Here is a 20492-nt window from a genome sequence, read left to right on the forward strand (position 1 = left end):
GAAGGGGCGATGGCGCCCCGGACTCGCCCGTGCCGAGGTGGGATGCCGCACAGCACCGTCCTCAGCGCCGGAGCACGCGCCGTCCGACGGCGGCCAGGCGGGCCCGGACCGCACCGTCGGCCATCGCGGCGGCCACGAGCACGACGGCCGCAGCGGCGAGACCGGCGAGCAGGCCGAGGCCGGCATCGGTCGCGAGGGCGGCGGGATCGAGCGGCGTCTCGACCGGGGTCCCGTCCGCACCGTTCGGCCCGGTGGGGACGGCCCGGTTCGCCACGGGAACGGACCAGCGGCCCAGCGCGGCGCCCGCCGCACCGGCGACGACGACCACCGCCACCGTGCGGACGACACCCCGCAACGCCGGTGCACCGACCGCGCGGCGCACCGCTCCCAGCAGCGCCGCCCCCGCCACGGTCATCCCGACGGTGGTCGCCCCGCCCAGCCACGCCAGCACCTGGACCCTCGTCGACAGGGTCGCCGGGCCCTGCCCCGAGAACACCGGGACGGCGGCGGCGACCCCGGCCATGACGACCAGCCACCCGGTGGCCGTCGCGACGACCGCCGCCCGGGCAGCACCGACCGCGTAGAGCAGCCTCGAGAGCTGCAGGATCAGGGCGTACCCGAGCAGTCCGGGCGCCATCCATCCCAGGGCCGCCGCCAACCCGTCGGCGTCGCCGTCGGCGACGCCGTCGAACACGTTCTCCACGAGCGGTGCAGCCGCCACCAGCGCGGCCGCGCCCGCCGCCGAGACGACCACGAGGACGCGCGTCGTGGACGACACCAGGCGGGCCAGGTCGTCGCCACGGTCCTGCGAGGCCAGCTCCGCGAAGCGCGGGAAGGCGCTCGTCGCGATGGGGAACGCCAGCACCGCGTACGGCAGGAAGTACACGTTCTGGGCGTACAGGAAGATCGTCCAGGTGCTGTCGCCGCCGGCCGCGTTGCCCGCGGTCATCGTCGCGAGCAGGGCCAGCTGTTGCGCGACCAGCGCACCGATCCCGGCGAACGCGAGGTGCGCGGCACGCCGCCCCTCGCCGTCGGGGAACCGCAGCGTAGGACGCAGCCGGAGGCCGGTGCGCAGCACCGGCACCACGAGCGGCACAGCGAGGAACGCCACCCCCGCGGTCATGCCCCACGCCAACCACCCGAGGGCCTGCGAGCTGAGCTCGGCGACGTCCTGCTGGTTGCCGTCGGCCAGCGCGCCGAACCGTGCGTAGACCGCGATGACCACCAGGCTCGACACCAGGGGCGCGAAGGCCGGCCAGAAGAAGCGGTTGTGGGCCTGCAGCATGCCCCCGAGCACCACGGCGACCCCGTACAACGGCACCTGGATGGCGAAGACCCGCAGGAAGTCCGCGGCGACGGCGACGTTCACCGGGTCGCTCAGCCCCGTCAGGCGGACGAGCGGGTCCGCGAGCAGCGCCACCAGCCCACCGAGGGGCACCAGCACGAGCAGGGTCCAGCCGAGCAGCGCCGAGGCGGTCCGCGAGGCGTTCTCCCGGTCACCCCGCACGAGGAATCCGGACAGCAGCGGCACGACCGCGCCGGTCAGCGCACCGCCGGCCGCCACCTCGAAGAGCACGTTCGGCAGGAAGTTCGCCGCGTTGAGCGGACCGTCCACCCCGCCCGTGCCGACATAGTGCGCCTGGGCGAGCCACCGGCCGAACCCGACGACCCGGCTCGCCAGCGTGACGACGGTGATGAGCACCGCTGCGCCGGCGATCGTGGTGGCGGCCCGGCGCCCACCGGGCGGGCTCACGCCGCGGTGCCCTCGCCGGGTGCGGCGGACGACCCGCTCTCCTCGCGCCCGGCGGTCGGTGCGGACGGACGTCGCCCGATCTGGTCCAGCGCGCGCAACCAGGGCGTGCGCTCGATGACGACGGAGAAGCTGACCCGCTCCGAGGCCAGGGTCAGTGCGACGACGGCGGCGAGCGCCGCGACACGGACCGTGCGTGGCGCGCCGAACGCCCACCGGGCACCCACGAACGCCCCGAGCGCGTTGGCCCCGCCGTCGCCGAGCATGTCCTGGGCGTCGAGGTCCTGCGGCGCGGCCGCGACGCAGGCCCCGGCCAACGCACCCGTGCCGCCGCCCCTCTCTGCCCCGAGCACGGGGATGGTCAGCAAGGCTGAAGCCTTGAGTGCCCGGCCAGGCCTCAAGTCGAGGAGGTTGATCAGGTTCGCGGTGCCGGCGACGAGGGTGCCGTTGACCGCCACGTCGGCCAGGTGCCCGGCGGCACCGCCCTCGCGCCGGGTACCGATCGCCGCCGCGAGCAGCGACGTGGCGCCGATGCCCAGCACCTTGAGCCCGCCGGTCGTGACCTGGCCGCGGGCCAGCGCACCCAGGTGACCCCGCAGGCCCTTCGTCCGCGTGGACGTGTCCTCCGCGAGGTCGTCGAGGATCCCGAAGGCCCCGGCACCGGCGGTCGCCAGCGCTGTCGCCGTGCGGACCCGGGGCGCCCCACCCGACACCGTGGTGCCGGCCACCAGGCCGGTGGCCACCGCAGGGCCCTCGAGCATCGAGACCGGCTCACCGCGATGGTTGGTCCGCGTCCAGCGCTCGACGCCGCCCGGGGGCGCGGCATCCAGCACGCGGCGCGCCACGACGGTGGCCGTGGCCGCGGCCGCGGCGGCGACGAGTGCGCGAGCGACGCTCATCAGGAGTCACCACCGTCACCGGCGTCAGCGTCGGCGTCCGCTTCCCCGACCGTCGTCCCCGCGGCCGTGCCGTCGTCCTCGTCGGGCAGCTCCACCACCGGCGGCACCACGACCGCGTCCTCCTCGAAGCCGTAGTGCCCCACCTCGTCGGCCAGCTGGGCCGCGAGCGCCAGCGGGACGTTCAGGCGCATCACGGCACGTTCGGTGCCGCTGACCGTGCTCACGCGCGACGCCGCGTCGTCGTCGGCCCGGACGTCCGCGACGAGCTCGCCCTCGGTGGTCGTGGGACCGGCCACGACGACGTCCTGCGCGGTCTCCTCCAACGCGGAGACGACCGCGACGGCGTCGACGTCCTCCGGCACCTCGCCCTCGTCCGTGCCGGCCGTCGCCTCGTCGCCCGCCGGCGAACCGGCGAGCAGCAGCACCGCGTCGGCGGGTCCGGACGGCTCGAACCTCGACTCGACCAGTCCCACGCGCGACATCAGCTCGTACAGCTCGGCCGAACGCTCGCTGCGCACGCCGGGCGCCTGCGGGTCCGGCTCCGTCAGGGCCAGGCCCAGGGCCGCACCGAGCACCGCCGAGGTCGTGTCGTCCTCCCCGACCATGTCCTCGAGCTGCTCCCGCTGACCGTCCGCGACGGTACCGCGCAGCACGGCGTCCTCCGCCGACGTCCACGCATCCGTCAGGGACGCCTGGGCCACGATCCGCGCTCCCGCCGCCTCGAGCTGGTTGATCACGTCGGCCTCGACGGTGTCGGCCACGCCCTCGGCGTCGACCACGGCGATCGTCACCCCGTCGAGCGACCCGTCGACCAGCTCGGCACCGGCGGCCAGCGCGTAGGCGTTCTGGTCGGCCAGCTCGGACTCGGTCTCGACCAAGTTCTCGCTCAGCTCGATGCGTTCCGCCCGCAACGCTTCCACCTGGTCGGTGAGCTGGTCGCCGATCGCGTTCTGCAACGGACCGGCACCGAGGATGATGCCGACCGCGAGCGCGAGGAAGACAGAGATCAGCGAGACGAGGTGGTAGCGGAAGTCGATCACGAGGTGCCGGTGCTCCTAGGTTCAGTGAGGTCGCAGGTGGGTCAGCCGCCGAAGAGGCTACCGACCCACGAGACGATGTCGTCGATCTGTGCGCCCACCAGACCGAACGCGGTCTGCCCGGCGGCCGTCGACCACAGCGCCGCCACGACGGCGGCCACACCTGCCAACGACAGCAGCGTGAGCTGCAGGTTCGAGATTCGGGTGCGGTACAGCCGAGAGACGCCCTTGGCGTCCACCAGCTTGCCGCCCACCCGCAGCCGGGTCAGGAAGGTGCTCGCCATGCCGGCGCGGCCCTTGTCGAGGAACTCCACGAGCGTGGCATGGGTGCCGACCGCGACGATGAGCTCGGCGTCCTTGTCGTCGGCCAGCAGCATGGCGATGTCCTCGCTGGTGCCCGTGGCAGGGAAGACGACGGGGTCGACCCCCAGGGCGCGTACCCGCTCCAGACCCGGCGCGTCGCCCGTGCGGTAGGCGTGCACGACGATCTCCGCCCCGCAGGCGAGCGCCTTGTCGGAGACCGAGTCCATGTCGCCGACGATCATGTCGGGACGCCAGCCGGCGTCCAGGATCGCGTCGGCACCGCCGTCGACCCCCACCAGGACCGGACGGTTCTCCTGGATGTACGACCGCAGCATCGCCAGGTCCTCGCGGTAGTGGTAGCCACGGACCACGATGAGGACGTGCCGTCCCGCGAACCGGGTCCGCACGTCGGGCACCCCGACGCCGTCCAGCAGCAGGTCACGCTCGCGCCGCAGGTACGTCATGGTGTTCTCGGCGAACCGCTCGATCTCGTCGGAGAGACCGTCCCGTGCCTCCGCGAGAGCGGTCTCGACCGTCTCGGGCGTCTGCCGGGTACCCGTGGACCACGCCTTGCCGTCGACGAGGACCGCGGCCTCGTCGACCCGGACGCGCGCGCCCTCGGGGATGTCCATCACCTCGGGCCCGAGCCCGTCGACCAGCACGATCCCCGCCTCGAGCAAGATGCCCGGGCCCGCGTTCGGGTAGCGCCCGGTGGTCGAGGGTGCGGCGTTGAGCACCGCCGAGGGACGCGCGGCGACGAGCGCCTCGGCCGCCACGCGGTCGATGTCGGCATGGTCGATCACGGCGACGTCACCGGCGGAGAGTCGTTTGGTCAGGTCCTTGGTGCGTGCGCCGATCCGCGCCGGGCCGAGGTGCTCGGACGCGTCGTCGCTGGTGTCGGGGCCGCGGTCGGCACGGCGCAGGGTCAGTCTCATCGGCCCTATCGTCCCACGACGGAGGACTCGAGAAGCTCGACCGCGTGCTGACGTGCCGTCTCGGAGTCGTCCTGCCCGGACAGCATGCGCGCGAGCTCTCGGACACGTTCGTCGTCGTCGACCGCCCGGACGCCCGTGACGGTGCCGTCGCCGGCCGCGGAGGACTTCGTCACGACCAGATGCGTGTCGGCGAAGGCGGCGACCTGGGCGAGGTGCGTGACGACCACCACCTGCGTGCTGCGCGCCAGGGAGGCGAGCCGGCGGCCGACCTCCACGGCGGCCCGTCCACCGACGCCGGCGTCGACCTCGTCGAACACGAACGTCGGCAGGACCGTGCCCGTCGCGTCGTCGGCGCCGGTGGCAAGCGCCACCTCCACGGCCAGCATGACCCGCGACAGCTCGCCGCCGGACGCCCCCTTGCCCAACGGGCGGGCCGGCGCCCCGGGGTGCGGCACGAGCAGGAACGTCACCTGGTCGGTCCCCGAGGGACCGGGGTCAGCCGGGGTCACCTCGATCTCGAGCCGTGCGCCGCCCATCGCCAGGCCGGCCAGCTCCGTCGTGACAGCCTCGGCGAGCCGTCCGGCCGCCTCCTCGCGCCCGGCGGTGACCCGTGCCGCCAGGCCGGCGAGCCGCTCGTCGAGCTCGTCGACGCGCAGTCGCATGGCCTCGATCCGCTCTCCGCCGTCGTCCAGGTCGAGCAGCCGCAGCCCGGCGTCCGAAGCCCACTGCAGCACCTCGTCGGCCGTGCCCCCGTAGCTGCGCGTCAGCGACCCGAGCTCGGCCAGACGAGCGTGCGCCGTCTCCAGGGCGGCCGGGTCGGCCTGCAGGTCGGCGACGTAGCCGGACAGCTCGGTGGCGACGTCGCCCAGCAGGTAGCCCGCCTCCACCAGGCGCTTCGCCTGGTCGCCCAGGGCCGGGTCGTCGCCCGCTGCCGCCTCGAGCGAGCGGCGGGCCCGCTCCACCGCGTGCACCGCGGACCCCTCGGTCTCCATGTCCTCGCCGACGACGGCGTCATGGGCGAGCTGGGCCGCCTGGCGCAGCTGCTCGGCGTTGCCCAGGCGCGACACCATCGCCGCGAGCTCGACGTCCTCACCGGGCTGGGGGTCCACCCGTTCGACCTCCGCGAGCCCGAGGCGCAGGAGCTCGGCCTCCCGGGACCTCTCTGCCGCCCGCGAGGTGAGGTCCTCGATCTCGGTCTGCAGGCCCGCCCGTTCGGTCCAGGCGGCCCGGTGCTCGGCGAGCACCTCGGCGTGCGCCGGACCGGCGAAGCGGTCCAGCGCAGCCCGCTGCTTCGCCGGGGTGCGCAGCCGGAGCTGGTCGGACTGCCCGTGCACCGTGACGAGGTCGTCGGCGATCTCCGCGAGGACACCCTGGGGCACGCCGCGACCACCGAGGTGCGCCCGCGACCGTCCCGCGGCGACCGTCCGGAGCACCACGACGGTCCCGTCGTCGTCGACGGCTCCCCCCGCGTCGTCGACCCGTCGGACGGCCAGCGGGTGGCGGGTCAGGTCCCACCTGCCCTCGACGACGGCCCGGTCGGCTCCCGGCCGGACCGTGGCCGGGTCGGCCTTGCCGCCCATGAGCAGGCCGAGCCCGGTCAGCACCATCGTCTTGCCGGCACCGGTCTCGCCGGTGATGACCGTCAGACCGGCAGCCAGCGGGACGCGGGCGGACCGGATGACCCCGAGGTCCTCGATCGCGATCTCCTCGAGCACTCTCACTCCTCCTTGTCGTCGTCGACGACGAACCGGGACGCCCGGCGTGCCGCCGCGTCGTCCGCGGCCTCGCGCCACCCGATCACGGGCAGGTTGAACTTCGAGACCAGCCGGTCGCTGAACGGCGCGTGGACGAGCCGCGCGAACCGCAGCGGGACCGCCCCGCGACGCACCTGCACCCGCGAGCCGACCGGGAGGTCGATGCTGCGCCGCCCGTCGCACGTCAGCACTCCGGGCAACGGGCTGCGCTCGAGCACGTCGACCGTGTACTCCGAGCGAGGACCGATGACCAGGGGCCGCGAGAACAGCGCGTGCGCGGACAACGGCACGAGCAGCACCGCGTCCACGTCGGGCCACATCACGGGACCACCCGCCGAGAAAGCGTGCGCCGTCGAGCCCGTGGCCGTCGCGACCACGACGCCGTCGCACCCGAAGGAGCTGACGGGCCGGTCGTCGACCGCGACCGCCACCTCGATCATCCGGTCCCGGTGGGCCTTCTCCACCGTCGCCTCGTTGAGGGCCCACCCGGTGACGGGCTCGTCCTCCCCCGGCCGGTGCACGACGACGTCGACGACGCTGCGCTCCTCGACCACGTACTCGCGAGCCGCCACCCGCCGGACCGCGTCGTGCAGGTTCTCGCGCTCCGACTCGGCGAGGAAGCCGACGTGGCCCAGGTTCACCCCGAGCAGGGGGACGTCCGTGCCGTGCGTGAGCTCCGCGGCGCGCAGGATCGTCCCGTCACCGCCCAGCACCATGACGATCTCGGACTCGGTGACGCCTTCGCGGGCGCGCGCGGCAGCCATCTCGTCCCCGAACGACTCCGCCAGGTCGTCGTCGTGCAGGGCGACCTCGAACCCGGCGCTCTCCAGCTCGGCGACCGCCTCGGACATCGCCGCGACGGCCTCCGGACGACCACCGTGGGTCACGATCAGCACCCGGCGCGTCACGCCGCACCTCCCCCGGGCCGCGCCGGCACCGCCACGACGGGCGGCACCGGCCCGTCCGGCTGCCAGGCCACGGCCGCCCGCGCCGCGGCGGTCAGCGTCGCGAGGTCGTCGACGGGTGCGGGCGAGGGGCGCAACCAGCAGAAGTACTCACGGTTGCCGCTCGGTCCGGGCAGCGGGCTCGGAATGACGGCCCGGACGTCCAGACCGGCGGTGGCCGCCTCCTGCCCGACACCGACGACGGACTCGACGTGCAGCGCAGGGTCGCGGACGACCCCGCCGCTGCCCAGCCGTCCACGCCCGACCTCGAACTGCGGCTTGACGAGCAGCAGGGCGTCGGTCGTGGCGCGCATCAGGGCGGCGACCGCCGGGAGCACGAGCCGCAGGGAGATGAACGACAGGTCGCCCACCACGAGGTCGGGCGGCCCTTCGACGTCGGAGGGAGTCAGGTAGCGGACGTTCGAGCCCTCGAGGACCGTGACGCGCTCGTCCGCGCGCAGTGCCGGGACGAGCTGGTCGTGGCCGACGTCGACGGCCGTGACGTGGGCGGCACCACGACGCAGGAGCACGTCCGTGAACCCTCCGGTCGAGGCGCCGAGGTCCAGGCACACCGCTCCGGGGATCCGGTCGGTGAGCGCGCGTCCGTCGTCGTCCGCGCCGAGGGCATCGAGCGCGCGGTCGAGCTTCGCACCGGCCCGGGACGCGTAGCGGGGCTCGTCGGCGTCGAGCTCGACGGACAGCGCCCCGCCCGCCGGCACGGGTGACGACGGCTTGGTGACCCTCGTCCCGTCCAGCCGTACCCGCCCGGCCGCGACCAGGGAGGACGCCTGCGCGCGCGACCGGGCCAGGCCGCGCCGCACGAGCTCGGCGTCGGCACGCTCGGTCATCAGTCACCCGCCTCATCGTCCGTGTCCGAGGAGTTCAGCTGCTCCCGGAGCCGGTCGTGCACCGCCTCGAAGCGGGCGACGTGCTGCTCGGTGGGCAGGTCGTCGACGTCGTCGAGGGGAGCCAGTGCACCGGAAGGGAAGCTCTCCGACGCACGCGGCACCTGCGCGTCGTGCGACATGTCCCCTCCTTGCTGCTCGTTCGTCCGGGACAACGCTACCTGGTGGGTGCGACGGGCCCGGCGAGGCGGGGCCGGGCGACGGGCGTGTCAGGCGCTCAGCTCGGGAACCGTCGACGGATCCGGCGTGACGCCGTCGTCGACCGCAGCCCACGACGCCGCGCACGCGGCGCGGATCACGTCGATGCCCGACGGACCGGAACGGTCGAGCTCGAGGACGCCGTCACGCACCCTGGCCGCGCGGCCTGCGCACCGCCACCACCCGTCGTCGACGACCGGCTCGGGGTGCGGTTCGAGCAGCGATCGCAGGTCGGCGCCGATGAAGTGCGGACGAAGTCCGGGTGCGGCGAGCACGGCGTCCCGGGCGCTCGAGACCCCGGTCAGGACGTGCAGGCCGGGGATGTCCCCGGCGCGCGCGCCGGCCAGGTCGGTGTCCAGCCGGTCGCCGATGACCAGCGGGCGACGGGCAGCGCTGCGATCGACCGCCATGCGGTACATCGTCGGCGACGGCTTGCCCGCGCTGGCCGGCTGGACGCCGGTCGCGGCGACGACGGCCCCGACCAGCGCACCGTTGCCGGGAGCAAAGCCTCGAGCCGTCGGCAGCGACATGTCACGGTTGCTGGCCACGAACCACGCACCGGCGGCCACCGCATAGGCCGCCTCGGCAAGGTCCGACCAACCGAGCTCGGGCGCGAAGCCCTGGGCGACGGCGTCGGGCGCGTCGTCGGCAGAGGGGACGACCTCGAACCCTGCCTGCCGCACCGCCGTGACCAGTCCGGCGCCCCCCACGACCAGCACCTTGGCGCCGGGCGCGAGGCGGGTGGCGAGCAGGTTCGCGCACGCTTGCGCCGCCGTCATCACCTCGTCGGGCTCTGTGGGGATCGACAGACCGCTGAGCTGGCCGGCCACGTCCTCGGGCTCGCGAGAGGCGTTGTTCGTCACGAACAGCAGCCGGAGCCCTCGCCGACGCGCCTCGTCGAGGGACTCCGCGGCGTGCGCGATCGGCAGGTGCCCCTGGTAGGCCACGCCGTCCAGGTCCACGAGCGCGAGGTCGTGCGCCTCCGCCAGGGGTCGATCGCTCCCCAGCAGGGTCTCGCTCACGCCTCGGGCCTCTCGTCGTCCGCCGTCTCGTCGAAGACGTCGTAGACGACGTAGTCCTCGTCGTCCCCACCGTTCCCGAGCGCACGCTCCAGCGCGGACGGGTCGACGCCGGCCAACAGCTCCGTCGCCTCGTCGGCCCGCCCCGCGGTCTCCAGAGCGACCGCACGGGCCTGGAGCACCCGGAGTCCCAGGTCGCCCTGACGTTCCGCCGCCGGGATGCGATCGAGCACCGCCAGCGCCGCCTCGTGGTCGCCGAGGTCGCTGCGAGCACCGCTGACCACGATGGCCAGCTCCGTGCGTGCCTCCGGCTCGAGCGTGGCGGCCTCCTCGGACTGCGCCAAGGCGATCGCCCGCTCCGGGCGGCCCAGGCCGCGCTCGGCATCGGCCATCAGGGGCAGGTGCTCCGACGAGCCGTTCAGCCGGCGCACGGTGCGAAGCTCGCGCAAGGCCTCCGCGTACCGGCCGGTGCGGTACGCGGCGATGCCCGCGGCCTCACGGACGACGTCGATGCGGCCGGCCCGCCGCACAGCCGCCTGAGCGTGCAGGTAGGCCTCCTCGGGGTCGGTGTCCAGCAGTCTGCCGGCCATGACCAGGTGCGCACCGACGCCCTCGGCGTTGTCCTTGCTCAGACCGCGCAGCCGCGATCGCGCTTCCTTGCTGAGCTGGCGGGAGTCGACATCCTCGGGGATCTCAGGGTCCGGGACCCGGTTCGGGTCACGAGGCCGCTCCGGCCGCGCGGGGCGCTGCTGGCCACCGCGTGCAGGGTAGGCACCACCCCGGGCACCGGTATGGCGCTCGTCGCGCCGGCCACGGTCACCGCCATGGGCCGTGCCGTCACGACGTCCGCCGTCGCGACCGCCCGTGGCGCCACGACCGCCGTTCCCCCGCTCCTCGTCACCGCGCCGACCGCTGCCACCCTCGCGGCGTGGACCACCACGGTGGTCCCCGTCCGAGCGCCGGGGGCCGCTGCGCTGCTGGTCGTCGCGAGACCGGCGCTGTCCGCCGCCTCCTCGACCGGTCCCCTGTGGGCGGCGCGAGCCCCCGTCGCCCCGGTCTGGGCGGTCCTCGCGCGGCGTGTCGTTCACGGTGGTCCTCTCGTTCCAGGTCAGTGAGAGATTCTCCCACGTGTCGCCGTCAGGTGTGGTGGGTGCAGTCAGGCCCCCCGCACCGTGTGGTGTGGGGGGCCTGGCTGTGAAGGGTGTCCGGCGGCGTCCTACTCTCCCACCCCGTCTCCAGGGCAGTACCATCGGCGCTGAAGGGCTGAGCTTCCGGGTTCGGTATGGGACCGGGCGTTTCCCCTTCGCTGTGACCGCCGTAACGTTATCGAGTTGTTCGGGTTCCCCCTTGTTGTTTCACCTGGTCGAGGTGAAAGGGGGTGGTGCCCGTTTCTCGGGAACCGCACAGTGGACGCGTGCATAGCAGAAGTGTTGGTGTTGAAGTTGTTGGCTTATTAGTACCGGTCAGCTGCGACAGTCGTTGGTCCTGTCTTCCACTTCCGGCCTATCTACCCAGTGGTCTAGCTGGGTGCCTTCACCCCACGAGGGGGATGGAAACCTCATCTTGAAGCAGGCTTCCCGCTTAGATGCTTTCAGCGGTTATCCCTTCCGAACGTAGCGAACCAGCGGTGCTCCTGGCGGAACAACTGGCATACCAGAGGTTCGTCCGTCCCGGTCCTCTCGTACTAGGGACAGCCCTTCTCAAGTTTCCTGCGCGCGCAGCGGATAGGGACCGAACTGTCTCACGACGTTCTAAACCCAGCTCGCGTGCCGCTTTAATGGGCGAACAGCCCAACCCTTGGGACCTACTCCAGCCCCAGGATGCGACGAGCCGACATCGAGGTGCCAAACCATCCCGTCGATATGGACTCTTGGGGAAGATCAGCCTGTTATCCCCGGGGTACCTTTTATCCGTTGAGCGACGGCGCTTCCACAAGCCACCGCCGGATCACTAGTTCCGACTTTCGTCCCTGCTTGACCTGTCGGTCTCACAGTCAAGCTCCCTTGTGCACTTGCACTCGACACCTGATTGCCAACCAGGCTGAGGGAACCTTTGAGCGCCTCCGTTACATTTTGGGAGGCAACCGCCCCAGTTAAACTACCCACCAGGCACTGTCCCTGATCCGGATCACGGACCGAGGTTAGATGGTCGATGCGGTCAGAGTGGTATTTCAACGGCGACTCCACTCGCGCTGGCGCGCGGGCTTCAAAGTCTCCCACCTATCCTACACAAACCGCACCGAACACCAATACCAAGCTATAGTAAAGGTCCCGGGGTCTTTCCGTCCTGCTGCGCGTAACGAGCATCTTTACTCGTAGTGCAATTTCGCCGAGTTCGTGGTTGAGACAGCGGAGAAGTCGTTACGCCATTCGTGCAGGTCGGAACTTACCCGACAAGGAATTTCGCTACCTTAGGATGGTTATAGTTACCACCGCCGTTTACTGGGGCTTAAATTCTGAGCTTCGCTTACGCTGACTCGTCCTCTTAACCTTCCAGCACCGGGCAGGCGTCAGTCCGTATACATCGTCTTGCGACTTCGCACGGACCTGTGTTTTTAGTAAACAGTCGCTTCTCCCTGGTCTCTGCGGCCCTCACCGCTTCCCACCGCTAGGGTGTTCACGGATCGGGCCCCCCTTCTCCCGAAGTTACGGGGGCATTTTGCCGAGTTCCTTAACCACGATTATCTCGATCGCCTTGGTATTCTCTACCTGACCACCTGAGTCGGTTTGGGGTACGGGCGGCTAGAACCTCGCGTCGAGGCTTTTCTTGGCAGCTGAGGATCACCCGATTCCCGCTAGTGCGGTCACCGTCAGTTCTCACCGTCAATGCTTCGCGGATTTGCCTACGAAGCCGGCTACAACCTTGGACGTGGTCTACCATCGCCACGCCGGGCTACCTTCCTGCGTCACCCCTGTTAACACGCTTACCTACTACCGGATTGGGTCCCACGCCGTTGTACCGGTGTCACCCGAAGGCGACGGTGGTACTCGGGGGTGGTCAGCATCACCGGATTCGGTATGGGCGGTTCTTCGCCGGTAGGAGAATATCAACTCCTTGTCCATCGACTACGCCTGTCGGCCTCGCCTTAGGTCCCGACTTACCCAGGGCGGATTAACCTGGCCCTGGAACCCTTGGTCATTCGGCGGACGGGTTTCTCACCCGTCTTTCGCTACTCATGCCTGCATTCTCACTCGTGTGGTCTCCACCGCTAGGTCACCCTGCGGCTTCACTGCCCACACGACGCTCCCCTACCCACCCACACACCTGAACACCCCCTCGAAAGGGAATGCTGGGTAAAGTGTGAGTGCCACGGCTTCGGCGGTGTACTTGAGCCCCGCTACATTGTCGGCGCGGAATCACTTGACCAGTGAGCTATTACGCACTCTTTCAAGGGTGGCTGCTTCTAAGCCAACCTCCTGGTTGTCTGTGCAACTCCACATCCTTTCCCACTGAGCACACGCTTAGGGGCCTTAGCCGGTGGTCTGGGCTGTTTCCCTCTCGACTACGAAGCTTATCCCCCGCAGTCTCACTGCCACGCTCTGGCTTACCGGCATTCGGAGTTTGGTTGACGTCAGTAACCTGGTGAGGCCCATCGGCCATCCAGTAGCTCTACCTCCGGCAAGGAACGCGTGACGCTGCACCTAAATGCATTTCGGGGAGAACCAGCTATCACGAAGTTTGATTGGCCTTTCACCCCTAACCACAGGTCATCCCCTCAGTTTTCAACCTAAGTGGGTTCGGTCCTCCACGCCGTCTTACCGGCGCTTCAACCTGCCCATGGCTAGATCACTTCGCTTCGGGTCTAGACCCGGCGACTGAATCGCCCTGTTCGGACTCGCTTTCGCTACGGCTTCCCCACACGGGTTAACCTCGCCACCGAGCACTAACTCGCAGGCTCATTCTTCAAAAGGCACGCCGTCACCCCTGCTAAGGAGGCTCCGACGGATTGTAGGCACACGGTTTCAGGTACTATTTCACTCCCCTCCCGGGGTACTTTTCACCTTTCCCTCACGGTACTTGTCCGCTATCGGTCACTAGGTAGTATTTAGGCTTAGCAAGTGGTCTTGCCAGATTCACACGAGATTTCACGGGCCCCGTGCTACTTGGGATCCCCTTCACCAGGCCGCACCATTTCGTCTACGGGACTCACACCCTCTACGGTCCGCCTTTCAATGCGGTTCGACTATGACACGACTTTCTTACTGGTCCAGACCATGTCAGTGATCTGAGAAAGGTCCCACAACCCCGCACACGCAACGCCTGACAGCTTGACACGCATACGGTTTGGCCTCATCCGCTTTCGCTCGCCACTACTCACGGAATATCTCTTCCTGCCGGTACTGAGATGTTTCACTTCCCGGCGTTCCCCCCTGCACCCTATGAATTCAGGTACAGGTAACCGCACATGACTGCGGCTGGGTTCCCCCATTCGGACATCCTCGGATCACAGCTCGTTTGCCAGCTCCCCGAGGCTTAACGCAGGCTACAACGTCCTTCTTCGGCTCCTAGTGCCAAGGCATCCACCATGTGCCCTTCTAAACTTCGACACACACTACAAATATGCTACAGAAATCCAAGAACAATACTTGAACATCTGGGATGCTCGCGTCCACTGTGCAGTTCTCAAGCAACGGACGGTCCCGCCGGCCACCAGGCCCACCCGACCCCCACACACCCCACCAACCATCACCCCGAAGGAGCAACGACCCGGCACGACGCGCGAAGCGGTATGAAGACCCGACCAACGACCCGTATCCATCAAAGGTCACCCGACCACGCAGGCCGGTTGCCTCAGGACCCAACAGTGTGCTCACACGACCCACCAGAGGCCACCGACCACGTTCCCACCCACCACCGAAGCAGCAGACGTACTAGCAGCCGGCACGCACCCAGCGCACCGCAAACAGTCAATGTTCCACCCAGAGCAACCACCAGACACACGTTCGGCGCCTACGATGGCTGTGCATGACCACCCACCCCCAGGGCAGAACCCCACCAGGTGAGCAGTATGTGCTCCTTAGAAAGGAGGTGATCCAGCCGCACCTTCCGGTACGGCTACCTTGTTACGACTTAGTCCCAATCGCCAGTCCCACCTTCGACCACTCCCCCCGGACGAACCGGTTGGGCCATGAGCTTCGGGTGTTACCAACTTTCGTGACTTGACGGGCGGTGTGTACAAGGCCCGGGAACGTATTCACCGCAGCGTTGCTGATCTGCGATTACTAGCGACTCCGACTTCATGGGGTCGAGTTGCAGACCCCAATCCGAACTGAGACCGGCTTTTTGGGATTCGCTCCACCTTACGGTATCGCAGCCCTCTGTACCGGCCATTGTAGCATGCGTGAAGCCCAAGACATAAGGGGCATGATGATTTGACGTCATCCCCGCCTTCCTCCGAGTTGACCCCGGCAGTCTCCCATGAGTCCCCGGCATAACCCGCTGGCAACATGGGACGAGGGTTGCGCTCGTTGCGGGACTTAACCCAACATCTCACGACACGAGCTGACGACAACCATGCACCACCTGTGCACCGACCTTGCGGAACCACCATCTCTGGCAGCGTCCGGTGCATGTCAAGCCTTGGTAAGGTTCTTCGCGTTGCATCGAATTAATCCGCATGCTCCGCCGCTTGTGCGGGCCCCCGTCAATTCCTTTGAGTTTTAGCCTTGCGGCCGTACTCCCCAGGCGGGGCACTTAATGCGTTAGCTGCGGCACGGAACTCGTGGAATGAGCCCCACACCTAGTGCCCAACGTTTACGGCATGGACTACCAGGGTATCTAATCCTGTTCGCTCCCCATGCTTTCGCTCCTCAGCGTCAGTTGCGGCCCAGAGACCTGCCTTCGCCATCGGTGTTCCTCCTGATATCTGCGCATTCCACCGCTACACCAGGAATTCCAGTCTCCCCTACCGCACTCTAGTCTGCCCGTACCCGATGCAAGCCCGAGGTTGAGCCTCGGGTTTTCACACCAGACGCGACAGACCGCCTACGAGCTCTTTACGCCCAATAATTCCGGACAACGCTTGCGCCCTACGTATTACCGCGGCTGCTGGCACGTAGTTAGCCGGCGCTTCTTCTGCAGGTACCGTCCACCCGAAGGCCTTCTTCCCTGCTGAAAGAGGTTTACAACCCGAAGGCCGTCATCCCTCACGCGGCGTCGCTGCATCAGGCTTTCGCCCATTGTGCAATATTCCCCACTGCTGCCTCCCGTAGGAGTCTGGGCCGTGTCTCAGTCCCAGTGTGGCCGGTCGCCCTCTCAGGCCGGCTACCCGTCGACGCCTTGGTAGGCCATCACCCCACCAACAAGCTGATAGGCCGCGAGCCCATCCCCCACCGAAAAACTTTCCAACACCCACCATGCGGCAGATGCTCATATCCGGTATTAGACCCCGTTTCCAAGGCTTATCCCGAAGTGGAGGGCAGGTTGCTCACGTGTTACTCACCCGTTCGCCACTGATCCACCCAGCAAGCTGGGCTTCACCGTTCGACTTGCATGTGTTAAGCACGCCGCCAGCGTTCGTCCTGAGCCAGGATCAAACTCTCCGTAAAAGAGAGAAAACAACCAACAACCCCCAAAGAGGGCCACCAGTCGCCTATCGATACTGGCCAGACCAAACAGACTAGCTGTTCAATCCAGTCCAAAGGAACCAAAAAGGTTCAAAATTTGGCATTGACTATCAAGCACACTGTTGAGTTCTCAAACAACCGACGCACACCATCCAAGACCGGAACTTCCCGTCCCGACCCCGTCCGGGGCAACCCTTCAACCTTACCCGGCTTCCTCCGTGTCGTCAACCGCTCTTCCGAGCCGTTATACACGGGATCTACCAGGCCCTCGATCGACCGGGCACACAACTGTACCTGATCCGAAGGTCCGAGGTCATCCACCCTGGGATCGGCCACCGGTACCCAGCCTCAGCGGCTGTCTCCTCGGTGTTCGTGCCTCCCTGCCGGGCGAACGACCAGAACATTACACAGCCCCTGGCCCGCGTGCCAAATCCGCAGGCCAGGGCCCGATCTGCCGGTCGCCGGGTCAGCCGGCGACGGCGACGGCGAGGGTCTTCTTGCCACGCCGCAGGACCGCGTAGCGCCCGTGGAGCAGGTCCTCGCTCGTCAGGACGGCGTCCTCGGTGCCGACCTTGACGTTGTTGACGTACGCACCGCCCTCGCCGATCGCCCGTCGGCCGGCCGCGCGTGAGGCCACCAGACCGGCGTCGACGAACGCGTCGAGCACCGGCGTGCCGACCGTGACGTCCGCCCGGGGCAGCTCGGCCGTCGCGGCGCCGAGCGTGTCGGCGTCGAGCGTCCCGAGCTCACCGCGGCCGAACAGGGCACGACTCACCGCGACCACGGCATCCGTGGCGTCGGCTCCGTGGACGAGCGTCGTGACGTCCCCGGCGAGCGTGCGCTGCGCCTCCCGCGCTCCAGGGCGTTCCCGGACCGCCGCAGCGAGCTGGTCGATCTCCTCGCGCGTGCGGAACGTGAAGATCTTCAACCAGGCGACCACGTCGGCGTCGGCGGCGTTGAGCCAGTACTGGTAGAAGGCGTACGGGCTCATCATGTCCGGAGCCAGCCACACGGCCCCGCCTTCCGTCTTGCCGAACTTCGTCCCGTCGGCCTTCGTGATCAGCGGCGTCGTCATGACGTGCACCGCCGCGCCCTCCGCCTTCCGGATCAGCTCCACGCCGGACAGCAGGTTCCCCCACTGGTCGTTGCCACCCGTCTGCAGCGTGACCCCGTGCCGCCGGTAGAGCTCCAGGAAGTCGATGCCCTGCAGGATCTGGTAGCTGAACTCGGTGAAGCTGATGCCCTCGTCGGAGCGCAGCCGGCGCGCCACGGTGTCCTTGGCCAGCATCGTGCCCAGGCGGTAGTGCTTGCCGACGTCGCGTAGGAAGTCGATGGCGGAGAGCCCGTCGATCCAGTCGAGGTTGTTGACGAGCACGGCGGGGTTGTCGCCGTCGAACTCGAGGAACCGCGAGATCTGGCCCTTGAGCCGCTGCGACCAGTCCGCCACGACCTCCTTGGTGTTCAGAACGCGTTCGCCGGAGTCCCGGGGGTCCCCGATCATCCCGGTGGCTCCGCCGACCAGCGCCACCGCACGGTGGCCCGCCTGCTGCAGGTGGCGCAGCAGGATCAGCTGGACGAGGTGCCCGTGGTGCAGGCTCGGCGCCGTCGGGTCGAAGCCGCAGTAGTAGGTGACGGGCCCCTGCGCCAGCGCGTCCCTCAGCGCGGCCTCGTCGGTGGATTGCGCCACCAGGCCCCGCCACTGCAGCTCGTCGACAACGTCGGTCACCGTGATGCTCCTTCAGTTCAGCGGGTGCCGCCCGGACCGGCGACGGCCCCTAGTCTGCCCGACGTCGTCGGCAGTGCGTCCACTCGTCGTCGCCGAATCCGTCGGAGCCCACAGGGCTCGACGGGTCGATCCCCGCCGCACCCATCACGCATGCACTGTGACGAGCGCCACTCGGCCTGCCGTCACAGATCACTCCCCCGGCGGTCTGTCGGCTCGAGGGACGACGGTGTCCCGGCCCAGCCCGATACTCGTCACCTGCGAAGGACCACCATGATCGAGCACTTCACCTACGGACTCCTGACACCGGCGCTGTCCTTCGTCCTGTCGTGCCTCGGCTGCGCGGCGGGCCTGTCCTGCACCGCTCGCGCCAGGCTCTTCAGCGGTCGCGCCCGACGGTGGTGGTTGTGGCTGGGAGCCCTCGCCATCGGCGGCACCGGGATCTGGGTGATGCACTTCGTGGCCATGCTCGGGTTCTCGGTGTCGGGCGCCGAGATCCGTTACGACGTCCCGCTGACGATCGTCAGTGCGGTGCTCGCCGTCGTGGTGGTCGCCGCCGGGTTGTTCCTCGTCGACCGCAGCGCAGGCCGTGCCGGGGCGATCGTCGGAGGAGGGGTCGTCGCCGGGTTCGGCGTGTCGAGCATGCACTACCTCGGCATGCGGGCCATGCACACCGACGTGCCGCTCCACTACGACGCGTGGCTCGTGACGCTGTCCGTCATCATCGGCGTCGTCGCCGCCTCGGCCGGGTTGTGGCTCGCGTACACGGTGCACACGACCCTGGCCGGCGCCGCGGCCGCCGTGGTGATGGGCGTCGCCGTCTCCGGCATGCACTACACGGGCATGGCTGCGATGGAGGCCCAGGAGCACGGGAGCCACCAGGGCGGCGCGACGGCAGCTCAGACCGGCCTGACGACCGGCGAGCTCGTCATCCCGCTGGGCATCTTCCTCACGCTCTCGACGCTCGCCCTGCTCGTCACGGTCATGCTGGCCCCGAGCCCCGCGGAGATCACCGCGGGCCGCGAGTTCGACCGGTGGCGCAGCGAGCTGCGCCGCACCGACCAGGAGCCTGGGCCGCACGCCGCGACGGCGACCGTCCGTGGCGACGCGCGAGACACCGGTCAGCGGCGGCGACGTCCCACGGGACGGTAGGCCGAGACGGTCGGCTCGTCGACGAGCCACGAGCGCCACGCGAAGCGCTCGATGTCCGCGCCCTCGCCACCGACGCCCACGCGCGGGCCTGACGCGATCGTGCGCGGCAGCGGGTCCACGGGCAGGTGCACGACGACGGCGCCCTGGGCGTCGGTGATCCCCACGCCGTCGTCCTGCCGGTCGATGGCGAGCGCGACAGCGAGCCGCGCCGGCCCCCGGGCGATCTGCCGGTCGGAGTCGCAGCGCCCGACCCGCGTCCGTCGCGAACGCGCCAGCTCGGTGCCCGCGACGACCTCGCCGGCCCGCAGCAGGACACCCGAAGCGGTCCCTGCGGGGCCGCACACCACGTTGGCGCAGTGGTGCAGCCCCAGGTGCCGGTAGACGTAGAGGCGCCCCGGCTCGCCGAACATGGACCGGTTGCGCTCGGTGCGGCCCCGGTACGCGTGCGACGCCGGGTCGACCGCACCGGCGTACGCCTCGACCTCCGTGACGCGCAGCGTCACCTCGCCCTGCGAGCTCCGGCGTGTGACGAAGGCGCCGAGCAGGTCCCGCGCCACGTCGTGCACGTCGCGGGCGTACCAGGACGGCCCGGGGACCTGCCACGGCGTCGCCGCGGACGGTGCAGCGCCCGCTCCGGTCCCCGTCATGTCACCTCCGCCGAACCTCTCACCGCGTCCTCCACCAGGCCCTCCGTCGAGCCCTGCGCCGTGGTGCGCGGCCGGCCGAAACCGTCGAGGTGGACGTCGGCCCGCGCACGCGTCTGCTCGGCAGCGTAGTGCGCGGCCTCGTCGGCCATCCAGCGCAACCAGTGCGCCCGCTCCGCGACCCCGTCGCGAGCGAGCCCACGGCGCAACCGCTCGTCGTCGCCCGCCTCCACCCAGACGCGCAACGCCGCCCACTGGTCCACCGACCGGGCGGCCGCCCCGCACCCCTCCACCACGAGGAACGGCCCGGGATCGACGCGGTGCGCCTCGGCATAGGTCCCGGCGACCCAGTCGAACCGCCGGTACTCCCCCGCCTGCCCGGCGACGAGCGGTTCCAGGACCCACGAGCGCAACCGTGCCGCACCGCCGTCGGGCCCGGCCGCCCACCCCTCGTAGAGGTCGTCCATGTGGACGACCTGGCACGCGAGCTCGACGGCGAGCTGGGTCGCCAGCGTCGTCTTGCCGGACCCGGCCGGCCCGTCCACGCACACCAGGCGTGTGCGCCGCCACGGCTGCGGCGCCTGCACGCCGGGCAGCCGGGGCGGCGCCGACCGCACCGCCCGCACGAGGGCGGCGAGCACGTCGGGACCGACCGTCACCGGG

The 20492-nt window shown here is 69.6% G+C and carries 15 protein-coding genes and 3 rRNA genes; 2 read left to right on the forward strand and 16 right to left on the reverse strand.

From position 1 onward, the window contains the following. Positions 1 to 61: 61 nt before the first annotated feature. The 10 genes from murJ to AC3RJ8_RS10085 form a co-directional block, all read right to left on the reverse strand. Positions 62 to 1753, reverse strand: coding sequence for a murein biosynthesis integral membrane protein MurJ (murJ, locus tag AC3RJ8_RS10040; RefSeq protein ID WP_489712498.1), 1692 nt, complete (start codon positions 1751 to 1753; stop codon positions 62 to 64). Then, positions 1750 to 2649 (reverse strand): hypothetical protein, encoded by a 900-nt coding sequence (locus AC3RJ8_RS10045; RefSeq protein ID WP_489712499.1) that lies wholly within the window; start codon positions 2647 to 2649, stop codon positions 1750 to 1752. The genes murJ and AC3RJ8_RS10045 overlap by 4 nt, the downstream gene beginning before the upstream one ends. Further along, a complete protein-coding gene (locus tag AC3RJ8_RS10050) occupies positions 2649 to 3689 on the reverse strand; it encodes a copper transporter (RefSeq protein ID WP_489712500.1) in 1041 nt (346 codons plus the stop codon). Before AC3RJ8_RS10050 ends, AC3RJ8_RS10045 begins: the two co-directional genes overlap by 1 nt. 41 nt (positions 3690 to 3730) lie before the next feature. Beyond that, the gene (gene steA / locus AC3RJ8_RS10055) at positions 3731 to 4924 is read right to left on the reverse strand and encodes a putative cytokinetic ring protein SteA (protein WP_489712501.1); all 1194 of its coding nucleotides are present in this window, start codon (positions 4922 to 4924) and stop codon (positions 3731 to 3733) included. 5 nt (positions 4925 to 4929) lie between these two features. Further along, positions 4930 to 6639 (reverse strand): DNA repair protein RecN, encoded by a 1710-nt coding sequence (gene recN, locus AC3RJ8_RS10060; protein ID WP_489715617.1) that lies wholly within the window; start codon positions 6637 to 6639, stop codon positions 4930 to 4932. Positions 6640 to 6641: 2 nt separating this feature from the next. Then, positions 6642 to 7586, reverse strand: a complete 945-nt coding sequence (locus AC3RJ8_RS10065; RefSeq protein ID WP_489712502.1) for an NAD kinase — start codon at positions 7584 to 7586, stop codon at positions 6642 to 6644. Then, positions 7583 to 8470 carry a TlyA family RNA methyltransferase gene (locus tag AC3RJ8_RS10070; RefSeq protein WP_489712503.1) on the reverse strand — a complete coding sequence of 296 codons (888 nt, stop codon included), beginning with the start codon at positions 8468 to 8470 and terminating at the stop codon, positions 7583 to 7585. Before AC3RJ8_RS10070 ends, AC3RJ8_RS10065 begins: the two co-directional genes overlap by 4 nt. After that, positions 8470 to 8649: a hypothetical protein gene (locus AC3RJ8_RS10075; protein ID WP_489712504.1), complete on the reverse strand. Its 180-nt coding sequence runs from the start codon at positions 8647 to 8649 to the stop codon at positions 8470 to 8472. The genes AC3RJ8_RS10070 and AC3RJ8_RS10075 overlap by 1 nt, the downstream gene beginning before the upstream one ends. Positions 8650 to 8736: 87 nt before the next feature. Then, a complete protein-coding gene (locus AC3RJ8_RS10080; protein WP_489712505.1) occupies positions 8737 to 9747 on the reverse strand; it encodes an HAD-IIA family hydrolase in 1011 nt (336 codons plus the stop codon). After that, on the reverse strand, positions 9744 to 10334 hold the full coding sequence (locus AC3RJ8_RS10085; protein WP_489712506.1) for a hypothetical protein: 591 nt from the start codon (positions 10332 to 10334) through the stop codon (positions 9744 to 9746). The genes AC3RJ8_RS10080 and AC3RJ8_RS10085 overlap by 4 nt, the downstream gene beginning before the upstream one ends. Positions 10335 to 10568: 234 nt before the next feature. Between AC3RJ8_RS10085 and AC3RJ8_RS10090 the strand changes: the two genes are divergently transcribed. Then, on the forward strand, positions 10569 to 10859 hold the full coding sequence (locus tag AC3RJ8_RS10090) for a hypothetical protein (RefSeq protein ID WP_489712507.1): 291 nt from the start codon (positions 10569 to 10571) through the stop codon (positions 10857 to 10859). An 88-nt stretch (positions 10860 to 10947) separates the two neighbouring features. On the opposite strand, the gene rrf is transcribed toward AC3RJ8_RS10090, so the two are convergent. The 4 genes from rrf to tyrS all read right to left on the reverse strand — a co-directional run bounded on the left by rrf (position 10948) and on the right by tyrS (position 18036). Beyond that, positions 10948 to 11064, reverse strand: a 5S ribosomal RNA gene (rrf, locus tag AC3RJ8_RS10095). Between the two features lie 113 nt (positions 11065 to 11177). After that, a 23S ribosomal RNA gene (locus AC3RJ8_RS10100) occupies positions 11178 to 14291 on the reverse strand. Positions 14292 to 14765: 474 nt separating this feature from the next. Beyond that, positions 14766 to 16292 (reverse strand): 16S ribosomal RNA (locus AC3RJ8_RS10105). Together the 16S, 23S and 5S rRNA genes form the textbook arrangement of a ribosomal RNA operon. Positions 16293 to 16776: 484 nt before the next feature. After that, a complete protein-coding gene (gene tyrS / locus AC3RJ8_RS10110; protein ID WP_489712508.1) occupies positions 16777 to 18036 on the reverse strand; it encodes a tyrosine--tRNA ligase in 1260 nt (419 codons plus the stop codon). A gap of 270 nt (positions 18037 to 18306) precedes the next feature. Between tyrS and AC3RJ8_RS10115 the strand changes: the two genes are divergently transcribed. Further along, complete coding sequence (locus AC3RJ8_RS10115; protein WP_489712509.1) at positions 18307 to 19185, forward strand: MHYT domain-containing protein; 879 nt, start codon at positions 18307 to 18309, stop codon at positions 19183 to 19185. On the opposite strand, the gene AC3RJ8_RS10120 is transcribed toward AC3RJ8_RS10115, so the two are convergent. Beyond that, positions 19155 to 19832: a DNA-3-methyladenine glycosylase gene (locus AC3RJ8_RS10120; protein ID WP_489712510.1), complete on the reverse strand. Its 678-nt coding sequence runs from the start codon at positions 19830 to 19832 to the stop codon at positions 19155 to 19157. The genes AC3RJ8_RS10115 and AC3RJ8_RS10120 overlap by 31 nt on opposite strands. Continuing rightward, positions 19829 to 20488 (reverse strand): uridine kinase family protein, encoded by a 660-nt coding sequence (locus AC3RJ8_RS10125; RefSeq protein ID WP_489712511.1) that lies wholly within the window; start codon positions 20486 to 20488, stop codon positions 19829 to 19831. Before AC3RJ8_RS10125 ends, AC3RJ8_RS10120 begins: the two co-directional genes overlap by 4 nt. Positions 20489 to 20492: the final 4 nt, after the last annotated feature.

The sequence above is a fragment of the Isoptericola sp. MSGPD8_1_ISO-PGPR-S23-394 genome (assembly GCF_058072785.1).

What these genes read in the sequence shown, in the direction of transcription:
- AC3RJ8_RS10045 (WP_489712499.1), bottom strand. Translation starts at nt 2,649, where the DNA reads ATGAGCGTCGCTCGCGCACTCGTCGCCGCCGCGGCCGCGGCCACGGCC.
- steA (WP_489712501.1), bottom strand. Translation starts at nt 4,924, where the DNA reads ATGAGACTGACCCTGCGCCGTGCCGACCGCGGCCCCGACACCAGCGAC.
- AC3RJ8_RS10070 (WP_489712503.1), bottom strand. Translation starts at nt 8,470, where the DNA reads ATGACCGAGCGTGCCGACGCCGAGCTCGTGCGGCGCGGCCTGGCCCGG.
- AC3RJ8_RS10075 (WP_489712504.1), bottom strand. Translation starts at nt 8,649, where the DNA reads ATGTCGCACGACGCGCAGGTGCCGCGTGCGTCGGAGAGCTTCCCTTCC.
- AC3RJ8_RS10085 (WP_489712506.1), bottom strand. Translation starts at nt 10,334, where the DNA reads ATGGCCGGCAGACTGCTGGACACCGACCCCGAGGAGGCCTACCTGCAC.
- AC3RJ8_RS10090 (WP_489712507.1), top strand. Translation starts at nt 10,569, where the DNA reads ATGGGCCGTGCCGTCACGACGTCCGCCGTCGCGACCGCCCGTGGCGCC.
- AC3RJ8_RS10115 (WP_489712509.1), top strand. Translation starts at nt 18,307, where the DNA reads ATGATCGAGCACTTCACCTACGGACTCCTGACACCGGCGCTGTCCTTC.
- AC3RJ8_RS10120 (WP_489712510.1), bottom strand. Translation starts at nt 19,832, where the DNA reads ATGACGGGGACCGGAGCGGGCGCTGCACCGTCCGCGGCGACGCCGTGG.